At 68.8% G+C, this 19108-nt stretch carries 15 protein-coding genes, 2 tRNA genes and 2 pseudogenes; 11 read left to right on the top strand and 8 right to left on the bottom strand.

The genetic code is table 11. The features are described from left to right. Nucleotides 1–6: 6 nt before the first annotated feature. On the top strand, nt 7–1020 hold the full coding sequence (locus tag AC3WOE_RS16035) for a hypothetical protein (protein WP_492691767.1): 1014 nt from the start codon (nt 7–9) through the stop codon (nt 1018–1020). A 22-nt stretch (nt 1021–1042) separates the two neighbouring features. Here AC3WOE_RS16035 and AC3WOE_RS16030 read toward each other — a convergent pair whose 3' ends face one another. Together AC3WOE_RS16030 and AC3WOE_RS16025 are read right to left on the bottom strand one after the other, a co-directional pair. After that, the gene (locus tag AC3WOE_RS16030) at nt 1043–1654 is read right to left on the bottom strand and encodes a TIGR00645 family protein (protein ID WP_492691766.1); all 612 of its coding nucleotides are present in this window, start codon (nt 1652–1654) and stop codon (nt 1043–1045) included. Between the two features lie 48 nt (nt 1655–1702). After that, on the bottom strand, nt 1703–4603 hold the full coding sequence (locus tag AC3WOE_RS16025; protein ID WP_492691765.1) for a protein kinase domain-containing protein: 2901 nt from the start codon (nt 4601–4603) through the stop codon (nt 1703–1705). A gap of 116 nt (nt 4604–4719) precedes the next feature. Here AC3WOE_RS16025 and AC3WOE_RS16020 point away from each other — a divergent pair, with 116 nt between their 5' ends. The 3 genes from AC3WOE_RS16020 to acs all read left to right on the top strand — a co-directional run bounded on the left by AC3WOE_RS16020 (nt 4720) and on the right by acs (nt 9516). Then, nucleotides 4720–5280 carry an ECF-type sigma factor gene (locus AC3WOE_RS16020; RefSeq protein ID WP_492691763.1) on the top strand — a complete coding sequence of 187 codons (561 nt, stop codon included), beginning with the start codon at nt 4720–4722 and terminating at the stop codon, nt 5278–5280. A 69-nt stretch (nt 5281–5349) separates the two neighbouring features. Further along, entirely contained in the window at nt 5350–7377 is a 2028-nt protein-coding gene (locus AC3WOE_RS16015; RefSeq protein WP_492691762.1) for an amidohydrolase family protein, read from the top strand. A gap of 177 nt (nt 7378–7554) precedes the next feature. Beyond that, complete coding sequence (acs, locus tag AC3WOE_RS16010) at nt 7555–9516, top strand: acetate--CoA ligase (protein ID WP_492691761.1); 1962 nt, start codon at nt 7555–7557, stop codon at nt 9514–9516. A 184-nt stretch (nt 9517–9700) separates the two neighbouring features. Here acs and AC3WOE_RS16005 read toward each other — a convergent pair. The 3 genes and pseudogenes from AC3WOE_RS16005 to AC3WOE_RS15995 all read right to left on the bottom strand — a co-directional run. Beyond that, nucleotides 9701–9793, bottom strand: a pseudogene (locus AC3WOE_RS16005) (PEP-CTERM sorting domain-containing protein); the annotation flags it as partial. 81 nt (nt 9794–9874) lie between these two features. After that, nucleotides 9875–10960 (bottom strand): annotated as a pseudogene (locus AC3WOE_RS16000) (esterase-like activity of phytase family protein); the annotation flags it as partial. Between the two features lie 277 nt (nt 10961–11237). Beyond that, nucleotides 11238–11540 (bottom strand): c-type cytochrome, encoded by a 303-nt coding sequence (locus AC3WOE_RS15995; protein WP_492691760.1) that lies wholly within the window; start codon nt 11538–11540, stop codon nt 11238–11240. A 59-nt stretch (nt 11541–11599) separates the two neighbouring features. Here AC3WOE_RS15995 and AC3WOE_RS15990 point away from each other — a divergent pair, with 59 nt between their 5' ends. Continuing rightward, nucleotides 11600–11860, top strand: a complete 261-nt coding sequence (locus tag AC3WOE_RS15990) for a TIGR04438 family Trp-rich protein (RefSeq protein ID WP_492691759.1) — start codon at nt 11600–11602, stop codon at nt 11858–11860. Between the two features lie 298 nt (nt 11861–12158). On the opposite strand, the gene ilvD is transcribed toward AC3WOE_RS15990, so the two are convergent. Beyond that, on the bottom strand, nt 12159–13829 hold the full coding sequence (ilvD, locus tag AC3WOE_RS15985; protein WP_492691758.1) for a dihydroxy-acid dehydratase: 1671 nt from the start codon (nt 13827–13829) through the stop codon (nt 12159–12161). A gap of 91 nt (nt 13830–13920) precedes the next feature. On the opposite strand from ilvD, the gene AC3WOE_RS15980 reads away from it, so the two are divergent. The 6 genes from AC3WOE_RS15980 to AC3WOE_RS15955 all read left to right on the top strand — a co-directional run bounded on the left by AC3WOE_RS15980 (nt 13921) and on the right by AC3WOE_RS15955 (nt 17635). Beyond that, nucleotides 13921–14805, top strand: coding sequence for a LysR family transcriptional regulator (locus AC3WOE_RS15980; protein ID WP_492691757.1), 885 nt, complete (start codon nt 13921–13923; stop codon nt 14803–14805). A gap of 44 nt (nt 14806–14849) precedes the next feature. Then, nucleotides 14850–15821, top strand: a complete 972-nt coding sequence (locus tag AC3WOE_RS15975; RefSeq protein WP_492691756.1) for a tetratricopeptide repeat protein — start codon at nt 14850–14852, stop codon at nt 15819–15821. A gap of 55 nt (nt 15822–15876) precedes the next feature. Next, nucleotides 15877–16686 carry a prolipoprotein diacylglyceryl transferase gene (gene lgt, locus AC3WOE_RS15970; protein ID WP_492691755.1) on the top strand — a complete coding sequence of 270 codons (810 nt, stop codon included), beginning with the start codon at nt 15877–15879 and terminating at the stop codon, nt 16684–16686. Continuing rightward, entirely contained in the window at nt 16683–17411 is a 729-nt protein-coding gene (gene dnaQ / locus AC3WOE_RS15965) for a DNA polymerase III subunit epsilon (RefSeq protein WP_492691753.1), read from the top strand. The genes lgt and dnaQ overlap by 4 nt, the downstream gene beginning before the upstream one ends. 34 nt (nt 17412–17445) lie before the next feature. Further along, nucleotides 17446–17520: transfer RNA gene (locus AC3WOE_RS15960), tRNA-Val, on the top strand. 40 nt (nt 17521–17560) lie between these two features. Next, nucleotides 17561–17635 (top strand) — tRNA-Val (locus AC3WOE_RS15955). An 11-nt stretch (nt 17636–17646) separates the two neighbouring features. On the opposite strand, the gene AC3WOE_RS15950 is transcribed toward AC3WOE_RS15955, so the two are convergent. Both AC3WOE_RS15950 and AC3WOE_RS15945 read right to left on the bottom strand, forming a co-directional pair. Continuing rightward, complete coding sequence (locus AC3WOE_RS15950) at nt 17647–17910, bottom strand: hypothetical protein (protein ID WP_492691752.1); 264 nt, start codon at nt 17908–17910, stop codon at nt 17647–17649. 108 nt (nt 17911–18018) lie between these two features. Next, on the bottom strand, nt 18019–19107 hold the full coding sequence (locus tag AC3WOE_RS15945; protein WP_492691750.1) for a hypothetical protein: 1089 nt from the start codon (nt 19105–19107) through the stop codon (nt 18019–18021). Between the last annotated feature and the right edge of the window lies 1 nt (nt 19108).

Below are 19108 nucleotides of genomic sequence, written 5' to 3'. Positions count from 1 at the left end.
GCAACGATGGATGCCGTTTCAGACACGTGGACGCCGGGGCCTTTGTCGCTGGAGGCGCCGGCCCTGCAGCTTGGCTGCCTGGGTGAATGGTTGGCCGGTTGGGCGTTGAGCCTCCAGGCGGCCGCGCAGGACCCGACCGTCGTTGTCCGCATGGGCGCCGAGATGGAACAACTCGGGCTCGAGATGCAGGCCCTGGTGCATGCCTTGCGGGGCGTGCGGCCGGTGGAGGTCGAGGCACTGGATCTCCAATCCGCCGCTGCGCAGGTCGTCGAGCAATGGCAGCCGGCGCTGTCGCGGGCCGGTGTGCGGGCAACCCTGCGGCCCGGACCCGCCTTGGAGCAGGAGCTGGAGGCCGGCCTTGTGCAGCACGCGCTCGACTTGCTGCTGGCGCATGGCCTCAGTGGGGGCAAGGATCTGGAACTTGCGGTGTCGCCGTCGTTGGACGGCGCGGCGGTGCTGCGGATGGGGTGCGCCGGTTCGGATACCGGCCAGGAAGAGCTCCACTGGCTGCTGTTGCGCCTCTTGGCCCGTGCACGTGGCTGGCAGCTGCGGCGCCGTCAGGCTGCGGAGGGCGGGGACGTCGATATCGTGTTGCGCCTGGCTCCCGCATCATTGGGCGAGGAGGCGGACCCGGCGGACGAGGGGCTGCCGCGGCGCCAGTTGGACCGCAGCATGCGCGTCCTGGTCGTGGACCCCCACGAGGCCAGCCGGGTCGAGTCCGCCCGGTTGCTGACCCAGGCCGGCATGCGCTGCGACTGCGTGGCCACTCCGGCGCAGGCCCAGGAGCTCCTGCTGAAGACAGACCCCGGCTGGACTGCCCTTGTGGCCGGGCTTGGCGCCGAGGAGCCCGGCATGGAGGCGCTGGTGCAGACGCTGCGCGAGCGTTACGGCCTGAGCCGGTGGATCGAATTGGTCGATGAGCGATATCGGTTCGACATCGCCGCCGCGAACGGCTCGCACCCGGCGCGGCTGGGCCGGCTGGATCTTGCCAAGACCCTGGTCACCGCCCTGGCCGGTTGATCCTGCTGAGTCCTGCCGGCGCTCAGTGCTTGTCCGGCGGCGCCAGCAGCCGGTCGGTGAAGGCGATCGCCATCGCCGACAGCAGGAAGGCTAGGTGGATGAGGGTCTGCCACATCAGCGTCTGCTGCTCGTAGTTGGCGGCGCTGATGAAGGTCTTCAGCAGGTGGATGGAGCTGATGCCGATGATGGCGGTCGCGAGCTTGACCTTCAGCACCGATGCGTTGACGTGGCTGAGCCACTCCGGCTGGTCGGGATGGCCGTCCAGGTCCATGCGCGAGACGAAGGTCTCGTAGCCGCCGACGATGACCATGATCAGCAGGTTGGAGATCATCACCACGTCCACCAGCCCCAGCACGACCAGCATCAGGATGGTTTCGTTCAGGCGGGCGATGGGCTCGTAGCCTGTGATGGTGCCTGCCGCGTCCTTGATGGCCGAGGCCTTGTAGCCCACGCTCTTCACCAGCGTCTCTAGCGCGTGCATGTCGCCGAAGGCGGCCTCGACGAGGTGCATCAGCTCCGTCAGGAACTGGAAGACATACACCGCCTGGGCCAGGATGAGGCCGATATACAGCGGCAGCTGCAGCCAGCGGCTGGCGAAGATGAGGCGGGGCAGGGGGCGCAGCGGGGTGGTCATGGGATCCTGGGGCGTCGAAGAACGCGCGGATTTTAGGGAGGGCCTGTGTCAGTGACGCAGCGCGGCTTCCAGCTCCAGCAGCGGCCGTTTGAAGTAGGGCGCGACCTCGGGCTGGGTCTTGAAGGCCTGGCGGGACTGGGCCGCCAGAGCGAGAGCGCCGGGGCGGTCACCCGCGGCAAGGGCGCAAAGGCCGGCGTGGGCGCGCAGCCAGGCGGGGCGCGGAGCCGCAGGGTTGCGGTCGCGTAGCAGGGCCTCGGCCTGGGCGATGAGCTTGTCACGACCGGCGGTGGGGTAGCCTTGGGTGCAATCGAGCTGGGCGGCGACGGCCTCGCTGGTGAAGCGCTCTGGTGGAAGGTCGGGTGTCGTCCCGGGATTGAGCCCCCGCACGGTAGACGCCGCGTCGGCAGGTCGGTCGAGGTCGAGCAGGAGCTGAGCCTTGACCCAGGCCAGCATGGCGCGCGCATTCGGCGTCAATGCGGCACCGTCCAACTGCTGCAGACCCTCCTCGGCGTGGCCGGCCTGGGCCCTCGCCAGTCCTTTGCGGGCCAGATCGCCGGCCTGGTCGGGCGGACGCATCTGTCCATCCCGGACGAGCTTGGACCAGTAGTCCCCGATCTCGTGCCCATGGCTGACGGACGAGCCTATGGCCGACGCGTAGACGTCGGCTGCCGTCCACTGCAGGCGTTGCCAATACCTTTGCGGTGATCGCGGCCCGCGCCAGGGCGACGGGAAGCTGTCGTGCAGGAAGTCCCAAGCCGCCTGGATGTCGCCGTGGGCCAGGGCGAGTCGGCTGCGCATCTGGTTGAGACGATATTCCTGCAGTTGCGGTCTTTCGGGCTGGGCATCGATCAAGGCAGCAGCCGAGCCTGCGGCCTGCTGGGCTTCGGTGTGGCTGGCCAGGCCCCGTTGATAGCGTGACAGCGCATATTCGGCCTGGATGATGCGAGCCTCGATGACGGCTGGGCCGCCACGGGCATTCAGGTTGCGCACGACGGCTTCGATCAGCGGCGCAGCGGCGTTGGCCTGGCCGTGGTCGATCAGGCTCTGGGCGGCGAGCTCGCGCAACCGATGCACGAGTGGTGATGTTTCGCCCTGGGCCGCGAGCGCCATCGTGATGCCGCGACCGAGATGGGTGTCGGCCTCGGCATAGTGGTCCGCGCGCTCCGACATCTCGGCCCGCAAGGCCTCGATGCGGGCCGCCGCGATCGAGCTGGCGGGCTGGGCCGGCAACAGGACCTGCGCTTGGCGGAGCGAGGCCTGCGCCGCGTCGGCATGGCCAACGGCCCAGGCGGCTTGGGCGATCAGGGCCAGCGCCTCGGCGCGCAACGGGCTGTCCCTGGCGGCCAGCTTCAGCACTTCCTGCGCGGCTGCGTCGGCCTCGGTCCAGCGGTAAGCCGCCAGCCAGGCCTCGGCGGCCAGCAGCCGGGCCTCGGCCAGGGCTTCGCGACCGGCGCCGGCGCGCTGCAGGATCTCGTGCTGGCGCTGGGCATGCTCGGCAGCCAGTTCGGGCTTGTCCATCTCCAGGAAGAGGCGCGCCACGGCGCCCAGCAGGTCGGCCTGCAGCTCCGGCTCGCCGGAAAAGCGCTGCTGGATCAGCGCCGCGCTGTCGGCCAGGGTCAGCTCGGGCGTCGGGCGGCGTGCGTCGGTGCGGGCGAAGAAGGCCGCCTGGTCGGCGCGCAGCAGGGCCGCCGCGAAGCTGGTGGCCATCTGCTGGCGCTGTGCGGCCAACTCAGCGCGCTGGTTCTGGCGCAGGGCCAGGCCGCCACCGACGGTGAGCGCGGCGGCGATGGCGGCCGAACTTGCAAAGGCCAGCCGGTGGCGGCGTACGGTGCGCCCCAGGCGATACCAGGCGCTGGCCGGCTTGGCCAGCACGGGCTCGCCGCGCAGATGGCGCTCCAGGTCCTGGGCGAAGGCGTCGACGCTGGCATAGCGCTGGGCGGGGTCGCGCCTCAGGGCCTTGGCGAGGATGGCGTCGAGGTCGCCACGCAGGGCCCGGGCCGTCGCGCGGTCCTCACAGCGGCTGCTGGCCCGCTCGGGCTCGTCGGCCAGCACGGCCTCCTCCCAGGCGGCGCGACTGGGACGGGCCAGGCGGTAGGGCGTCTGGCCGGCCAGCAGCTCGAAGGCCAGCACGCCCAGGCTGTAGACGTCGGTGGCCACGGTCACCGGCTCGCCGCGCAGCTGCTCGGGCGAGGCGTAGTGGGGCGTCAGGCGGCGGGCGCCGTCCTCGGTCACGCCGGCGGAGGCGTCGCTCAGCAGCCTGGCGATGCCAAAGTCCAGCAGATGGGCCTGGCCGTCGGGCGTCACCAGCACATTGGAGGGCTTGATGTCGCGGTGCACGATGAGGCGGCCGTGGGCATAGCCGACGGCGCGCATGATCTGCAGCAGCAGCTCGAGCCGCTCCGCCACGCTGGCGTTGCGCTCCCGGCACCAGATGTCGACGGGCTGTCCGGCAACCAGCTCCAGCGCCAGATAAGGCCAGCCGCGCGCATCGATGCCGGCGTCGTAGAGCCGGGCGATGTTGGGGTGCTCCAGCATCGCGCCGATGTCGCGCTCCTGGGCCATCAGCCGGGCCAGGCCCTCGCCCCAGGTCAGGCGCGGCAGCTTCAGGGCCACCTCGCGCTGGTAGCTGCCGTCGGCGCGCTCGGCCCGCCAGACGCTGCCCATGCCGCCGCGGCCGATCTCCTCGAGGAGGCGGTAGGGGCCGATGCGGTCGCCGGCCTGGATGGCGGCGCTGTCGTCGCCTTCCCACGCACCGATGCGGGGCAGGGTGCGCAGGCGGCCGTCGTGGGTCAGGCCGGCTTCGCGGGCCAGCATCTCGCGCAGCGGGTCGGCCAGGTGGGCGTTCTCGGGCGGCAGGCCGGCCAGCCAGGCCTCGCGTTGCGCGGGCGCCAGGGCCAAGGCTTCGTCGAGCAGGCGGCTCAGGCGGATCAGGTGGTCCGCAGACAGCATGGAAGGATTCTCGTCATCGGGTCGACACGCTAGGTCAGACGCGAAGCTGTCGCCAGACCGGACATCCCCAGTCTGAATGATTTGCGCCGGCCGGACTGCTGGCAGCATGCGAGCCCGTGAGCACCGACACCATCGATGGCCTGATCGAGCAGGTCAATTCCGGCGCCCCCGGCGCCCAGGATCGTCTCTTCGCCGCCGCCTACGACGAGCTGCGCAAGCTGGCGCGTTCACGGTTGCGTGACGGCGGCCGCAACACGGTGCTGGACACCACGGCCCTGGTACACGAGAGCTATCTGCGCCTGCTGGGCAGCGGCCGGCTGCGGCCCGACAGCCGGCGCGCCTTCTTCGCCTATGCCTCCCAGGTGATGCGCTCGGTCATCATCGACGCGGTGCGCGAGCGCCAGGCCCAGCGCCGCGGCGGCGACCTGGCCCGGCTGACGCTGGACACCCATATCGCCGACAGCACGCCGGCCGAAGAGGAAGAGGTGCTGCAGGTGCACGAGGCCCTGGACGCCCTGGCCGCCGCCGAGCCGCGCCTGGCCAAGGTCGTCGAGATGCGCTATTTCGGCGGCTACAGCGAGACCGAGATCGCCGAGGCCCTGCAGATCACCGATCGCACCGTGCGAAGGGACTGGGACAAGGCGAGGCTGCTGCTGGGCGTGCTGCTGGGGCAATAGATGTCCGGATAGGCGGTTGCATTGCGTCCGTTCTGGCGTGGGCAGGTGGCCCACGGATCGGAGCCCACCATGCGCCTGCCTTGCCTGCCGACCCTGCTGCTGTGCGCAGCCTTGGTGCCCGCCCTGGCCCGGGCTGCCGACTACACCGTGCTGGCCCAGGACCATGTGGCCGGCCATCTGAGTGTCCAGACGACCGCCGATGGCAGCATCGAGACGGACTACAGCTACCGCGACAACGGTCGCGGGCCGGACCTGAAGGAGAGCTTTCGCCTCGCCGCCAACGGTGCGCCGCGCGACTACCGCGGTCGCGGGCGCAGCACCATGGGCGCCGAGATCGCCGAGGACTTCGACGTGGCCGACGCGCGGGCACGGTGGCACTCGCGGGCCGACAGCGGCGAAGCGCCGGCGGCGGAGGACTTCGTCTTCATCCCGCTCGAGGCCTCCCCGGGCTATTACGGCGCCTTGGTGAGCATGCTGCTGGCCCGGGCCGACGGCAGCGCGGCGACGCTCGGGGGGCTGCGCATCCGCGCCGAGATCCTGACCCGCCTCACACCCGATGCCGCGACCGGTCCGCTCGCCCTGGTGGCCGTGACCGGCGCCGACGCCCAGCCCTGGTATTACTGGGTGCGCGACGACGCGACGCATGCGCTGGTCGCCATCACCTGGCCATCCTGGGCCGTCCTGCTCAAGGGCAGCGAGGCCATCGCGCCGGCGCTGTTGGCGCGTCAGCAGCAGGCCGCCGACGAGCGCCTGATGCAGCTGCGCCAGCGCCTGGCCCGGCCGCTGGACGGTGTGACGCTGATCCGCAATGTGCGCTGGTTCGACGCCCCGGCGGCGCGCATGCGCGGGCCCAGCGACGTGTGGATCTCGCAGGGGCGCATCGACGCCATCACCGAACCCGGCGCCCTGCGCGTGCTGCCCGAGCGCGCCATCGATGGCCGCGGCCAGACCCTGCTGCCCGGGCTGTGGGACATGCATGCCCATCTGTGGAGCGAGGACGGCCTGGCCCATCTGGCGGCGGGCGTGACCAGCGTCCGTGACCCCGGCAACGACAACGTCGAACTGCAGCGCCTGCGCACTCGCATCGAGCGCGGCGAGGTCATCGGCCCGCGCGTCCATGCCGCCGGCTTCATCGAGGGCAAGAGCCCGTATTCGTCGCGCAACGGCATCGTCGCCGACACGCTGGAGGAGGCGCTGGACGCGGTCAGTTGGTATGCCTGCCACGGCTATGTCGGCGTCAAGCTCTACAACTCCGTCAAGCCCGAATGGGTCAGGCCGCTGACCGACAAGGCGCACCGCCTGGGCCTGCACGTGAACGGGCATGTGCCGGCCTTCATGCTGGCCGAGCAGGCGGTGCGGAGCGGCTATGACGAGCTGACCCACATCAACCAGGTCATGCTGAACTTCGTCACCCAGCCCGGCGACGACAGCCGCACCCTGCTGCGTTTCCAGCGTGTCGGCAGCGACGCCCGGGCCGTGGACTTGGCCAGCCCGGCCGTGAAACGCTTCATCGCGCTGCTGCGCGAACGCCACACCGTCGTCGATCCGACCCTCGCCGCCTTCGAGGCCATGTTCACCCAGGCCCAGGGCGAGCTCGACCCGACGCTGGGCAGCGTCGCTGGGCATCTGCCGGTGCTGTGGCAGCGCCAGATGCGCTCGGCGCCGATGGACTTGGGCGGTGACAAGCTGGCCAGCTACCGCGCCTCCTACGCCAAGATGCTGGCCCTGACCCGCGACATGCACCGCGGCGGCGCCACCCTGGTGGCCGGCACCGACACGACGGCCGGCCTGGGCCTGCACCGCGAGCTGGCCCTCTATGTGAAGGCCGGCATCCCGGCGCCCGAGGTGCTGCGCATCGCCACCTGGAACGGCGCTCGTGTCGCGAAGGCCTCCGAGCAACGCGGCCGCATCGCGCGCGGCCAGTCGGCCGACCTGGTGCTGGTGGACGGCGACCCCAGCGTCGACATCGAGCAGCTGCGCCGCGCCAGCCTCGTCATCCAGGGGCAGGTGGCCTATGTGCCGGCCGAACTCTACGAGGCCATGGGCTTCAAGCCCTTTGTCGGCGGCCCACGCATGCTGCTGCGGCCCGTCGACTGAAAGCCCCCGGCGCGCAGGCATCGTTTCTGGCGAACCGAGCATGCGCAGGCGCCGGCGACCTGCGGGCCGGGGCTGCGCCGCCCCTCTAGACTCCGATGATCGGACGGACACGCCGTCAGGGCATCGTCAGATGCCCCAAGCACAGTCCGCGCCGAGCAACATCAGGAGACACAGGTCATGAGCACGCTGAACACCTATCCGCCCAGCCCCGAGTGGGTCGCCAATGCCCACGTCAAGGGCGAGGCCGGCTACGCGGCGCTGGTGGCGGAGGCCGAAAAGGACTACGCCGGCTACTGGGCCCGCCTGGCCCGTGAGCTGCTGAGCTGGCAGACGCCCTTCACCAAGACGCTGAACGACAGCGATGCGCCGTTCTTCAAGTGGTTCGAGGACGGCAAGCTCAATGTCTCCTACAACTGCCTGGACCGCCATGTCGAGGCCGGCAAGGGGGGCAAGACGGCCCTGATCTTCGAAGCCGACGACGGCACCGTCACCCACGTCACCTATGCCCAGCTGCTGGACAAGGTCGGCCAGCTGGCCAATGCGCTGAAGGCCCGCGGCATCAAGAAGGGCGACCGCGTCGTCATCTACATGCCGATGTCCATCGAAGGCGTGGTGGCCATGCAGGCCTGCGCCCGCATCGGCGCGACGCATTCGGTGGTGTTCGGCGGCTTCTCGGCCCAGTCGCTGCGCGACCGCGTGCAGGACGCCGGGGCCGTGGCCATCCTCTGTGCCGATGAGCAGGCACGCGGCGGCAAGGCCCTGCCGCTGAAGGCCATCGTCGACGAGGCCCTGGACGGCGGTTCCTGCCCGACGCTGAAGGACGTCATCGTCTACAAGCGCACCGGCGGCAAGATCGCCTGGGTCGAAGGCCGCGACCTCTGGCTGCACGAGCTGATGGCGGCGCAGTCCGCCACCTGCCCGCCGGAATGGGTCGAAGCCGAGCACCCGCTGTTCCTGCTCTACACCTCCGGGTCCACCGGCAAGCCCAAGGGCGTGCAGCACAGCACCGGCGGCTATCTGCTGCATGCAGCGCTGACCACCAAGTGGACCTTCGACCTGAAGGACAACGACGTCTTCTGGTGCACGGCCGACATCGGCTGGGTCACCGGTCATACCTACATCACCTATGGCCCCCTGGCCCTGGGCGGTACCGAGATCGTCTTCGAGGGCGTGCCCACCTACCCGGACGCCGGCCGCTTCTGGCAGATGATCCAGAAGCACAAGGTCACCATCTTCTACACGGCGCCCACTGCCATCCGTTCGCTGATCAAGGCAGCCGAGAGCAACGAGGCCGTGCACCCGAAGAAGTACGACCTCTCCAGCCTGCGCCTGCTGGGCTCGGTGGGTGAACCCATCAACCCGGCCGCCTGGGAGTGGTACCACCAGCACGTGGGCGGCAGCCGCTGCCCCATCGTCGACACCTTCTGGCAGACCGAGACCGGCGGTCACATGATCACGCCGCTGCCCGGCGTGACGACGCTGGTGCCTGGCTCCTGCACGCTGCCCTTCCCGGGCATCACGGCGGCCATCGTCGACGAGACCGGCAACGACGTGCCCAACGGCCAGGGCGGCATCCTGGTCGTCAAGAAGCCCTGGCCGTCGATGATCCGCACGATCTACGGCGACCCCGAGCGCTTCAAGAAGAGCTACTACCCGTCCGAGCTCAAGGGCTATTACCTGGCCGGCGACGGCGCCATCCGTGACGCCGAGACGGGCTACTTCACCATCACGGGCCGCATCGACGACGTGCTGAACGTGTCCGGCCACCGCATGGGCACGATGGAAATCGAATCGGCCCTGGTCAGCTGCACCGAGCTGGTGGCCGAGGCCGCCGTGGTGGGCCGCCCCGACGACACCACCGGCGAGGCCATCTGTGCCTTCGTCGTGCTGAAGCGCCCCCGCCCCACGGGCGACGAGGCCAAGGCCATCGCCAAGCAGCTGCGCGACCATGTGGCCAAGGAGATCGGCCCCATCGCCAAGCCCAAGGACATCCGCTTCGGCGACAACCTGCCCAAGACCCGCTCGGGCAAGATCATGCGGCGGCTGCTGAGGTCGGTGGCCAAGGGAGAGAGCGTCACTCAGGACACGAGTACGTTGGAGAACCCAGCCATCCTGGAACAGTTGGGCCAGGCTTACTAGCCTGGACTGGCTGTTGCGGGCCGCGCCGTGCGCGGTCGGCGCAGCCGAGGGGCGGGGTTCGGGGCTCGCTCATATCGCTTGCGATGTGAGCGAGCACCAGAATCCCGCAATCCTCGAACAGTTGGGTCAGGCTTACTGACGTCCTGCCTCGCAGAGAAAGGCCGCCTTCGGGCGGCCTTTTGTCTTACTGGCGACGACGCAGCTTGAAACCGATCAGCCCCAGTCCGCCCAGCAGCAGCGCGTAACTGCCGGGCTCCGGCACGGCTGACACGTTCAGCGCCTGGTCCAGATGGATCTTCAGGAACTCGGTGTTGTCCGAGCCGAGGTTGCGGCCGCCGGTACCGGGATAGTTGTTGTCGTTGGCCACCAGCAGCGTGTGCGAGTCCAGCACCAGCACGCTCTCGATGGTCACGAAGGGGAAGGTGAATTTGGCGCTGCCGTCGCCATTCAGGTCATGCGGGTCGGCGATGTTCATCAGGTCGACCACCTCGGTCTTGCTGACGTTGCCGCTGGCATCCAGCTGGTTCAGGTCGATCTTGAAGATCTTCTTGAACGGCGTGCCGCCGCCGGTGGCCGTGGCGCCATTGCGTTCGATGACGAGGAACTCGTGGTCGTTGATGGCCGTCATGTCGCCGATGTTGGTGCCGGCGGCGTCGAGCTTGTAGTGCCACTGCTGGCCCGTGTAGGCCTCGGTGTCCACGTTGAAGGCATTGATGCGCAGGGTGCCGGCCGGATCGCCGTTGACAGTGCCTTCCAGCAGCGTGTACAGGCGGTCGCCGTTCTGGTTGATGGCCATGCCTTCGAAGCCGCGCGAACTGCCCAGTGTCGCGCTGGCGCTGCCGTTGATGACAGCCTCGTTCTGCGGCGACAGCACGCCCAGCATGCCGATCTCGCGGCGCATCACCTGGCCCTGGGCGTTGGTCTTGACGAGATAGGGGCCGAACTCGTCGCCGAACCACAGATTGCCGTTCTTGTCCTTGCGCACCGACTCGATGTCGAGGTCGGCGCCGGTCAGCAGCCGGTTGCTGCGGATGCTGGAATCGACCAGCGGGTTTGCGGCGCTGTTGTAGTAGCGGCTGTAGTCGGCCTGGATCTTGATGGACAGCAGGTTGTTGGGGTCGGACAAGCCCAGATAGCTGCCGGCCGTGAAGCCGGGCATGGCGGCGCCGGTCTTGAAGTTGGCGGCCGAGACCGTGCCGCTGCCCCCCAGGGCGGTCTTGAAGTCCGGCGTGACGGCATACATGCGCAGCAGGGCGTCGGCCGAGTTCTCCTTGGTGCCGAAGCCGTTGTCGGGCATGAAGAGATAGCTCCCCGCCGTCGGGCCGGCCAGCACGGCGGAGAAGCCCTGCACCGACTGCTTGTCCAGCAGGGGCAGGGGGTTGCCGCCGGCGCCGCTGGCGAACTGGCCGGTCGTCGGGCCTTCGGCAAAGGTGTTGGCCGGCATCAGGGCCCAGCCTTCCAGCGTGGCCGAGGCGGCCTGAGCGGCGCCCGCGGCGAACACGGCAGCGACGGTTGCCGCGATGGCGGAGAGTTTCGGGATGCGGTCGTGGGTCATGGGCAGCGCCGGCAGAGCGCGCAGACAGCCTGCGCGCGTCAGATTCTTGGCAGCGGCCATGACCGGGCCGTGAAGCCGGCCCATGCGCCGAACGGACGTTCTAGGGATTCGTCGGCTTGAAAAGCAAACAGGCCCCGCAGGGCCTGTTTTCAGGAGAGCGAGGGTCTCACTTGACCGTCAGCACCCACTTGGCCAGCGTCTCGGCCTCGGCCGGGCTCACCTGGGTATTGGCCGGCATGGGCACGGGACCCCAGACGCCGGAACCACCCTTGACGATCTTGTCGGCCAGCTTCTTGTAGGCGTCCTTGTCCTTCGCATACTTGGCGGCCACGTCCTTGTAGGCCGGGCCGACGAGCTTCTTGTCCAGGGCATGGCAGGCCATGCAGTTCTTCTTCTGCGCCAGTTCCTGGTTGGCGAAGGCGGCGGGGGCGATGACGAGGGCGAGGCTGAGAATCAGAGCTTGCTTCATGCGAACCTTTCGGGGCGTTGGACTACAGTGGTTGCAAAGATACCTGAAGGAGAGGCCGAATGGCGTTCGTGTTGTTGGGTGTATTGCTGTTGGTGCTGAAGTTGGGCGGCTGGGTTCAGTTCAGCAAGGACGAGTTCTGGGCCTGGGTCATCGTGCTGTCGCCCTTTGTGCTGGCCGCGATATGGTGGTCGTGGGCAGACTCCAGCGGTTTGACCCAGCGCAAGGCCATGGATGCCCTGGATGAAAAGAGGGAAGCCCGTCGCCAGCAGCTGATGGAAGGGCTGGGGCAGGCGAAGCCGGGGACGAAAAAGAAGCGTTGATGTGCGCCCCTCGCCCGGTCTCGCCCTGCTGAACGCAGGCGCGCCCAGCCGGTCTTGCAGACCGCGCAGCCGACGGAGCGGCTGCTCTTCGGCAGGCACAACAAGTCCACAGGACTTGCCGTGTCCGGCCTCAGCCCCCGAGGGGACGGCGATGCTTGCGGCGTCGAGTCGCAAGCACATCGCCAGAGCGGCCGGCTAGGTGAACTGGAGTCGGACACAAGCAGTCCCTGTGGACTGCTTGTGCCTACGAAAGGCCATGGGCCTCTGACCCATGGCAGGCCCGGCGCTCGGCCCGAAATCAATCCAATACCGCGCCTGTGCTTGCGCTGGATGCATTCTTCGCGAACTTGGCCAGCACGCCCCGCGTGTAGCGCGGCGCCGGCTTGACCCAGGCGGCGCGGCGCTTGGCGATTTCCGCATCGCTGACGTTGAGCTGCAGCACCAGCTGGTGGGCATCGATGGTGATGGAGTCGCCCTCCTGCACCAGGGCGATGACACCGCCTTCATAGGCCTCGGGTGCCACATGGCCGACGACCATGCCCCAGGTGCCACCGGAGAAGCGGCCGTCGGTGATGAGGCCGACGCTTTCGCCCAGGCCCTGGCCGATCAGGGCGCCGGTGGGGGCCAGCATCTCGGGCATGCCGGGGCCGCCCTTGGGGCCGAGATAGCGCAGCACCATGACGTCGCCGGCCACGATCTTGTTGGCCATGATGGCGGCCAGGGCCGACTGCTCGTCGTCGAAGACGCGGGCCGGGCCGGTGATGACGGGGTTCTTCAGGCCGGTGATCTTGGCGACGCAGCCTTCGGGGCTGAGGTTGCCCTTCAGGATGGCCAGGTGGCCTTCGTCGTAGATGGGCTTGGCAACGGGCTGGATGACGTCCTGCTCGGCGCTCAGGGCCGGCACGTCGGCCAGGTTCTCGGCCACCGTCTTGCCGGTGATGGTGATGCAGTCGCCGTGCAGCAGGCCGGCCGTCAGCAGCTCCTTCATGACGGCGGGCACGCCGCCGGCCTTGTGCAGGTCCACGGCCAGGTATTTGCCGCTGGGCTTCAAGTTGCACAGCACCGGGATCTTCTTGCGCATGCGCTCGAAGTCGTCGATGGTCCAGTCCACCTCGGCCGCGTGGGCGATGGCCAGGAAATGCAGCACCGCATTGGTGGAGCCGCCCGTGGCCATGATGACGGCGACGGCGTTCTCGATGGCCTTCTTGGTGACGATGTCGCGCGGCTTCAGGTCGGCCTTGACGGCCTCGACCAGGTACTTCGACGCCAGCTTGACGTTCTCGACCACCTCGTCCTCGACATTGGACATGCTGGACGAATAGGGCAGGCTCATGCCCAGGGCCTCGAAGGCCGAGCTCATGGTGTTGGCCGTGTACATGCCGCCGCAGGAACCGCTGCCGGGGATGGCGCGCTTCTCGATCTGGCAGAAGTCTTCCTCGCTCATCTTGCCGGCGCTGAACTGGCCGACGGCCTCGAAGACGCTGACGATGTTGAGGTCCTGGCCCTTGTAGTGACCGGGCTTGATGGTGCCGCCATAGATGTAGATGGCCGGCACGTTGGAGCGCAGCATGCCCATCATGCCGCCGGGCATGTTCTTGTCGCAGCCGCCGATGACCATGACGCCGTCCAGCCACTGGCCGCCCACGCAGGTCTCCACGCAGTCGGCGATGACCTCGCGCGACACCAGCGAGTACTTCATGCCCTCGGTGCCCATGGCCATGCCGTCGGAGATGGTGGGCGTGCCGAACAGCTGGGCATTCGCGCCGGCCGCCTTCAGGCCGATGACGGCCGCGTCGGCGAGCTTTTGCAGGCCGGAGTTGCAGGGCGTGATGGTGGAGTGGCCGTTGGCGATGCCGATCATGGGCTTGCCGAAGTCGGTCTCCTGATAGCCCATGCCGTAGTACATGGAGCGATTGGGGGCGCGGGCCACGCCCTCGGTGATGTTCTTGCTGCGGCGGTTGAAGCTCATGGCGGTCTCCTGGAGAAGCCGGCAGTTTGGCGCGGGGCGGTACGCTTTTCAAATATATTGTTCTCTCTGCATTGATATGCATGGTGAATCAATGATCGAGCTGCGCCCCCTCCAGCAATTCCTCGCCGTGGCCGAGCTGCTGCATTTCGGCCGGGCCGCCGAGCGCCTGCACATGAGTCAGCCGCCGCTGACCCAGGCCGTGCGCAAGCTGGAGGGCCAGCTCGGCGTGCAGCTCTTCGAGCGCAGCAGCCGCAGCGTGCGCCTGACGCCGGCCGGCGCGGCCCTGCAGGTGTCGGCGCAGAAGCTGCTGGCCGACGCGGCCGCCCTGCCAAGCGAGGTGAGGGCGGTCGCCGATGGCCTGGCCGGGCGGCTGCGCCTGGCCTTCGTGTCCACCGTGGGCTTCGGTGGCCTGCCTCAATGGCTGCGCTCGTTTCGCGAGGCCTGTCCCCAGGTGGCCCTGGCCCTGCGCGAGGCGACGCTGGACGTGCAACTGCGCGAATTCGAGGCCGGCAGCATTGATGCCGGTTTCGTCATCCACACGCCCGGCGCTGCGCCGGCGGGCTACCAGCGCCTGTCCATCGGCGTCGAGCCCCTGGTGCTGGCCTTCCCGAGCAGCGACGAGACGCCCAGCGACGCCCAGTGCCGCGCGGCGCCGCTGGTGATCTTCCCGCGCGAGGTGGCGCCGTCGCTCTACGACGCCATCCTGGCCCACCATGGCGGCGCGGGCGTGGCCCAGGAAGCCATCCAGATGCAGACCATCATCAACCTCGTCTCCGCCGCCATCGGCGTCGCCTGGGTGCCGGCCAGCCTGCAGGGCCTGCAGCGCGCCGGCGTCAGCTATCGCGACATGCCCGGCGCCCCGCAGGTCGAGACCAGCCTGATCTGGCGCAGCGACGCGCCGCCTGTGGTCGCGCGCTTCGTCGGGCACGTCGCAGCCATGCCTGAAGTCACAGCGGGCAAACCCGGGCATCCGTGAACTGCTTCACGGCGTTGTGCCCCCATCTTCAAGGAGCCTCCTGCATGACCCTCCGTTTGCTTCCCCTCGCGCTGGCCCTGCTCGCCGGCGCCGCCCAGGCCGACCTGCTCAAGGACCCGCAATGGCAGGTCTGGCTCGACGCCGGCAAGACGGCCGACCTCGTGCGCGCCGCCAAGGCCAAGGGCGACGACGACCAGGCCGCGATCGCGCTGGCGATGGCCGCCGTCGACGACAACGACGGCGCGCGCCTGGAGGCCGCCATTGCGTCCCTGCAGGCCTGCATCGACAAACGCCCCCAGGCTGCCTGCGCCTACGCCCTGGGCCGCGTCTACGGCCAGCAGGCCATGACGGCCAGCGTCTTCAAGATGCCGGGCCTGGCCACCAAGACCAAGGAGCAGTTCGTCAAGGCCGTCGAGCTGGACCCGCAGCTCTTCGAGGCCCGCAGCGGCCTGACCCAGTTCTATCTGATGGCGCCGGGCTTTGCCGGCGGCAGCACGGCCAAGGCCAAGGAACTCGCCGTGGAGGTGCAGCCGCGTCAACCCGAGCAGGCCAAGCTGCTGCGCGCCATGCTGGCCATGAACGACAAGGACTGGGCCGGCGCCGAGCGTGAACTGGCCAGCACCAAGGCGGGGGATGACCACACGGTGGCTCGCGAACTGCGCGGCCAGTGGACGCGGCTGGGCTTCGAATTCATGGACCAGAAGAACCTGCCCAAGGCCCGCAGCATCTTCGAGGCGCTGCAGCGCGACTACCCGGCGCATGCCGCCGGCGCCTATGGCCTGGGCCGCGTGCTGACCGAAATGGGCCAGCCGGAAGAGGCCGTCAAGTCGCTGGAGCGGGCCCGCACCCTCGAAGGCGCCGATCGCATGCCCATCGACCACCGCCTGGGCCAGGCCCTGATCGCCAAGGGCGACAAGGCCGCGGCCAAGGTGGCGCTGGAGCGCTTCGTGCAGAACAAGCGCGCCAATCCGCGCAACGTCGACGAGGCCAAAAAGCTGCTGGCCGGCCTGGCCTGAGGGGAAAGGGAAGGGCGCTGGCTATGATGCCGGCCGCTCTTCTCTGTACCGAGCCATGCTGGTTCATCCTCAGTTCGACCCCATCGCCATCCACATCGGCTCCAAGGGCATCCATTGGTATGGCATCACCTACCTGATTGCCTTCGGCCTCTTCCTGTGGCTGGCCACGCTGCGCTCGCGCATGCCCCAGCACGTGGCTGTCGGCTGGACCAAGCGTGACGTCGACGACGTGCTCTTCTACGGCGTTCTCGGCGTCGTGCTGGGCGGGCGCCTCGGCTATTGCTTCTTCTACAAGCCTGGCTACTACATCCAGCACCTGACCGAGATCATCCGGGTCTGGGACGGTGGTATGTCCTTCCATGGCGGCCTGCTCGGCGTGCTGCTCGGCCTGTACTTCTTCGGGCGCCGTCGTGGCCGCAGCTTCCTGGAGGTATCCGACCTGGTCGCCCCCTGCGTGCCCACCGGCATCATGGCCGTGCGCCTGGGCAACTTCATCAACGGTGAACTGTGGGGCCGCCCCGCGCCCGCCGACCTGCCCTGGGCGATGATCTTCCCCCAGGCCAACGACGGCGGCATCGCCCGCCACCCGTCGCAGCTCTACCAGGCCGCCGGCGAAGGCCTGCTGCTCTTCATCATCCTGTGGTTCTACGCCCGCAAGCCCCGCGCGACGGGGCAGATCTCCGGCGTCTTCATGATGGGCTATGGCGTGCTGCGCTTCGCGGCCGAGTACTTCCGCGAGCCCGACGACTTTCTGGGCCTGCGCGCGCTGGACTGGAGCCAGGGCCAGTGGCTGAGCCTGCCGATGGTCATCGTGGGCGCCGCCATCTTTGCCTGGGCGACCAAGCGCAACGCGAGACCGGCATGAGACAGATCTTCTTCGACACCGAGACCACCGGCCTGGAGGCCGACAAGGGCGACCGCGTCATCGAGGTCGGCTGCGTCGAGATGGTCAACCGCCAGCTCACCGGCAACCACCTGCACCTCTACATCAACCCCGAGCGTGCCAGCCACGAGGACGCGCTGCGGGTGCACGGCCTGACCGAGGCCTTCCTGTCGGACAAGCCCAAGTTCGCCGAGATCGTCGACCAGCTGCTGGCTTTTCTCGCCGGCGCCGAGCTGGTCATCCACAACGCGCCTTTCGACATCGGCTTCGTCAACGCCGAGCTCAAGCGCCTGAAGCGCGGCGTGCTGACCGATCACGTCGGCAGCGTGCGCGACACGCTGCTGATGGCCCGCGACCTCTTCCCCGGCAAGGCCAACTCCCTGGATGCGCTGTGCCGCCGCCTGGAAGTCGACAATTCCAAGCGCACTTTCCACGGCGCCCTGCTGGATGCCGAACTGCTGGCCGACGTCTACATCCGCCTGACGCGCGGCCAGGACGCGCTGCTGATGGACGAGCACGGTGACAGCAGCGGCAGTGATGGCCACGCCGCCATCGAGGCCGTGGACCTGAGCCGTTTCGCGCTGCCGGTGCCGCGCGCCAGCGACGCCGAGGCCGAGGCTCACACCAAGCTGCTGACCGACCTCGACAAGGCGGCCGGCGGCGCCTGCAAATGGCGCGCGCTGGAGCCCGCCCAACCCGTGGCATAATCGCGGGCTTCCCGGAAACGGGTCCGTTTTTCCAGGGCGGTTAGCTCAGCGGTAGAGCACTGCCTTCACACGGCAGGGGTCGCAGGTTCGAACCCTGCACCGCCCACCAAGCCTCGCTTGGAACCTGAAAAAACGGCCACCGAACACCCGGGCGGTTAGCTCAGCGGTAGAGCACTGCCTTCACACGGCAGGGGTCGCAGGTTCGAACCCTGCACCGCCCACCAGACAGACCCCCTCAGCCCTGCGGCGAGGGGGTTTTGCTTTTTCCGACTCGCTGCACGCATGCACGCTGGCTTTCTTCCGGCCGGCCGTGGTCCTCGAGCGGCTGCGGCGACACGACCGCGGCGCGGTAGCGGCCCGCATTCAGCAGGCGCATGACGCCGCGCCGTGCCCGGCTCGCCAGGCGTTCGCTGTCGTAGGGGCCGAGCCGCTTGACGGGGAACAGCCCCAGCTCGTCGATGACCTCGACCCAATGCGCCTTGTCGCTGCCTGTCTCCATGGCGATTCCTCTCGAAGTCGGGCGTTGCAGGACTTCGAGTCTGCGGACCTCGGGTGAGGCCGCTGAGAGGAGGGTGAGGCCAGCGTGAAGTTCAGGCGCCGGTGGCTGTCACTGGCTGAACGCGACGCCGTTGAAGTTGGAGATGCCGATGGCGCTCGTCGTGGCTGCGGCCGTCAGGTCACCGTAGGCGTCGATGGCATACACGGCGATGTGGGCACCGTCCGCGGCGCTGTAGATGACGGCCAGCCATTTGCCGTCCGGGGAGACCGTGAGATCGGTCGGCGCACCAGGCAGCGGCACCGACTTGTAGAAGGAGCCGCCCATGCCGTCGCTGAAGAAGATCGAGATCGCCTTAGCCGGCGTGTTGCCTGAATACCAGAGGTTGCCCGGCCCCTTGACCAGCCAGCAGGGCGCGTTGCCGTTGGGGAAGGCGGGTGTCGGGCCGGCGATGGGGTAGACCATGCGATCGGCGTTGACCAGGGCCAGGCTGTTGGGGCTGTGGGCCGGGTTGAAGCCCAGCATGTCGCCCCAGAAGGCGGCGCCCAGCGGCGTGTCGTTGGCGCCGGCGGGCAGGGCGACCGCGGTGCCGGTGCCGGCCAGCGCGCCCTGCTTGTTCAGCGGCAATTGCATGACAGAGCCGGCCTTCATCGTCACGGCCGCCCAGCTGCGGCCCGCCACGATCTGGGCCGCCGACGTGTTGGGCAGCGCGACCGCCGTGCCCTCCAGCTTGCCCGACGGCCAGTCGTGGGCCTCGGCGCAGTTGGCGCCGGCGACGAAGAGGTGGTCGTGCTTCAGCGCGACGGACACGGGCTTGGTGCAGCCGGCTGCGAGGCCGAGGGTTCGGCCGATGTGCACGAAGTCGCCCTGGCGAACCAGTTGGGTCACGGTGTTGGACCCGTAGTTGGCGACCGCGCCGACGCCGTCGTGGAATTGAACCAGGCCGGCGTTGCCGCCGGCGCCGCCCGCGCCGCCCGTGGCCAGCGACGTGACGTAGGACAGCGAAGCCGCCCCGCCCGTGTCGAGGCGGAAGACGACGATGTTGTTGGCCGTGGCGTTGTTGGTGCTGGTCACCAGCAGGGTGGCGCGACCCGTGCCGTGGTCGTCGTGGCCGTCATGGGCGAGGGCCGGGCTGCTGGTGAGCGCCGTGGCGAACAGTGCGCCGACGACGGTGGAGAGAAGGGAACGTTGCAGTGTCATG

It is taken from the genome of Roseateles sp. FW305-36 (assembly GCF_058787015.1).
The sequence above is the reverse complement of the archived record's forward strand: the minus strand, read 5'-3'. Positions and strand labels throughout refer to the sequence as shown.

Coding starts and splice junctions, on each gene's coding strand:
- AC3WOE_RS16035 (WP_492691767.1), top strand. CDS start 7: ATGGATGCCGTTTCAGACACGTGGACGCCGGGGCCTTTGTCGCTGGAG.
- AC3WOE_RS16030 (WP_492691766.1), bottom strand. CDS start 1,654: ATGACCACCCCGCTGCGCCCCCTGCCCCGCCTCATCTTCGCCAGCCGC.
- AC3WOE_RS16025 (WP_492691765.1), bottom strand. CDS start 4,603: ATGCTGTCTGCGGACCACCTGATCCGCCTGAGCCGCCTGCTCGACGAA.
- AC3WOE_RS16015 (WP_492691762.1), top strand. CDS start 5,350: ATGCGCCTGCCTTGCCTGCCGACCCTGCTGCTGTGCGCAGCCTTGGTG.
- acs (WP_492691761.1), top strand. CDS start 7,555: ATGAGCACGCTGAACACCTATCCGCCCAGCCCCGAGTGGGTCGCCAAT.
- AC3WOE_RS15995 (WP_492691760.1), bottom strand. CDS start 11,540: ATGAAGCAAGCTCTGATTCTCAGCCTCGCCCTCGTCATCGCCCCCGCC.
- AC3WOE_RS15990 (WP_492691759.1), top strand. CDS start 11,600: ATGGCGTTCGTGTTGTTGGGTGTATTGCTGTTGGTGCTGAAGTTGGGC.
- ilvD (WP_492691758.1), bottom strand. CDS start 13,829: ATGAGCTTCAACCGCCGCAGCAAGAACATCACCGAGGGCGTGGCCCGC.
- AC3WOE_RS15980 (WP_492691757.1), top strand. CDS start 13,921: ATGATCGAGCTGCGCCCCCTCCAGCAATTCCTCGCCGTGGCCGAGCTG.
- AC3WOE_RS15975 (WP_492691756.1), top strand. CDS start 14,850: ATGACCCTCCGTTTGCTTCCCCTCGCGCTGGCCCTGCTCGCCGGCGCC.
- lgt (WP_492691755.1), top strand. CDS start 15,877: ATGCTGGTTCATCCTCAGTTCGACCCCATCGCCATCCACATCGGCTCC.
- dnaQ (WP_492691753.1), top strand. CDS start 16,683: ATGAGACAGATCTTCTTCGACACCGAGACCACCGGCCTGGAGGCCGAC.
- AC3WOE_RS15950 (WP_492691752.1), bottom strand. CDS start 17,910: ATGGAGACAGGCAGCGACAAGGCGCATTGGGTCGAGGTCATCGACGAG.
- AC3WOE_RS15945 (WP_492691750.1), bottom strand. CDS start 19,107: ATGACACTGCAACGTTCCCTTCTCTCCACCGTCGTCGGCGCACTGTTC.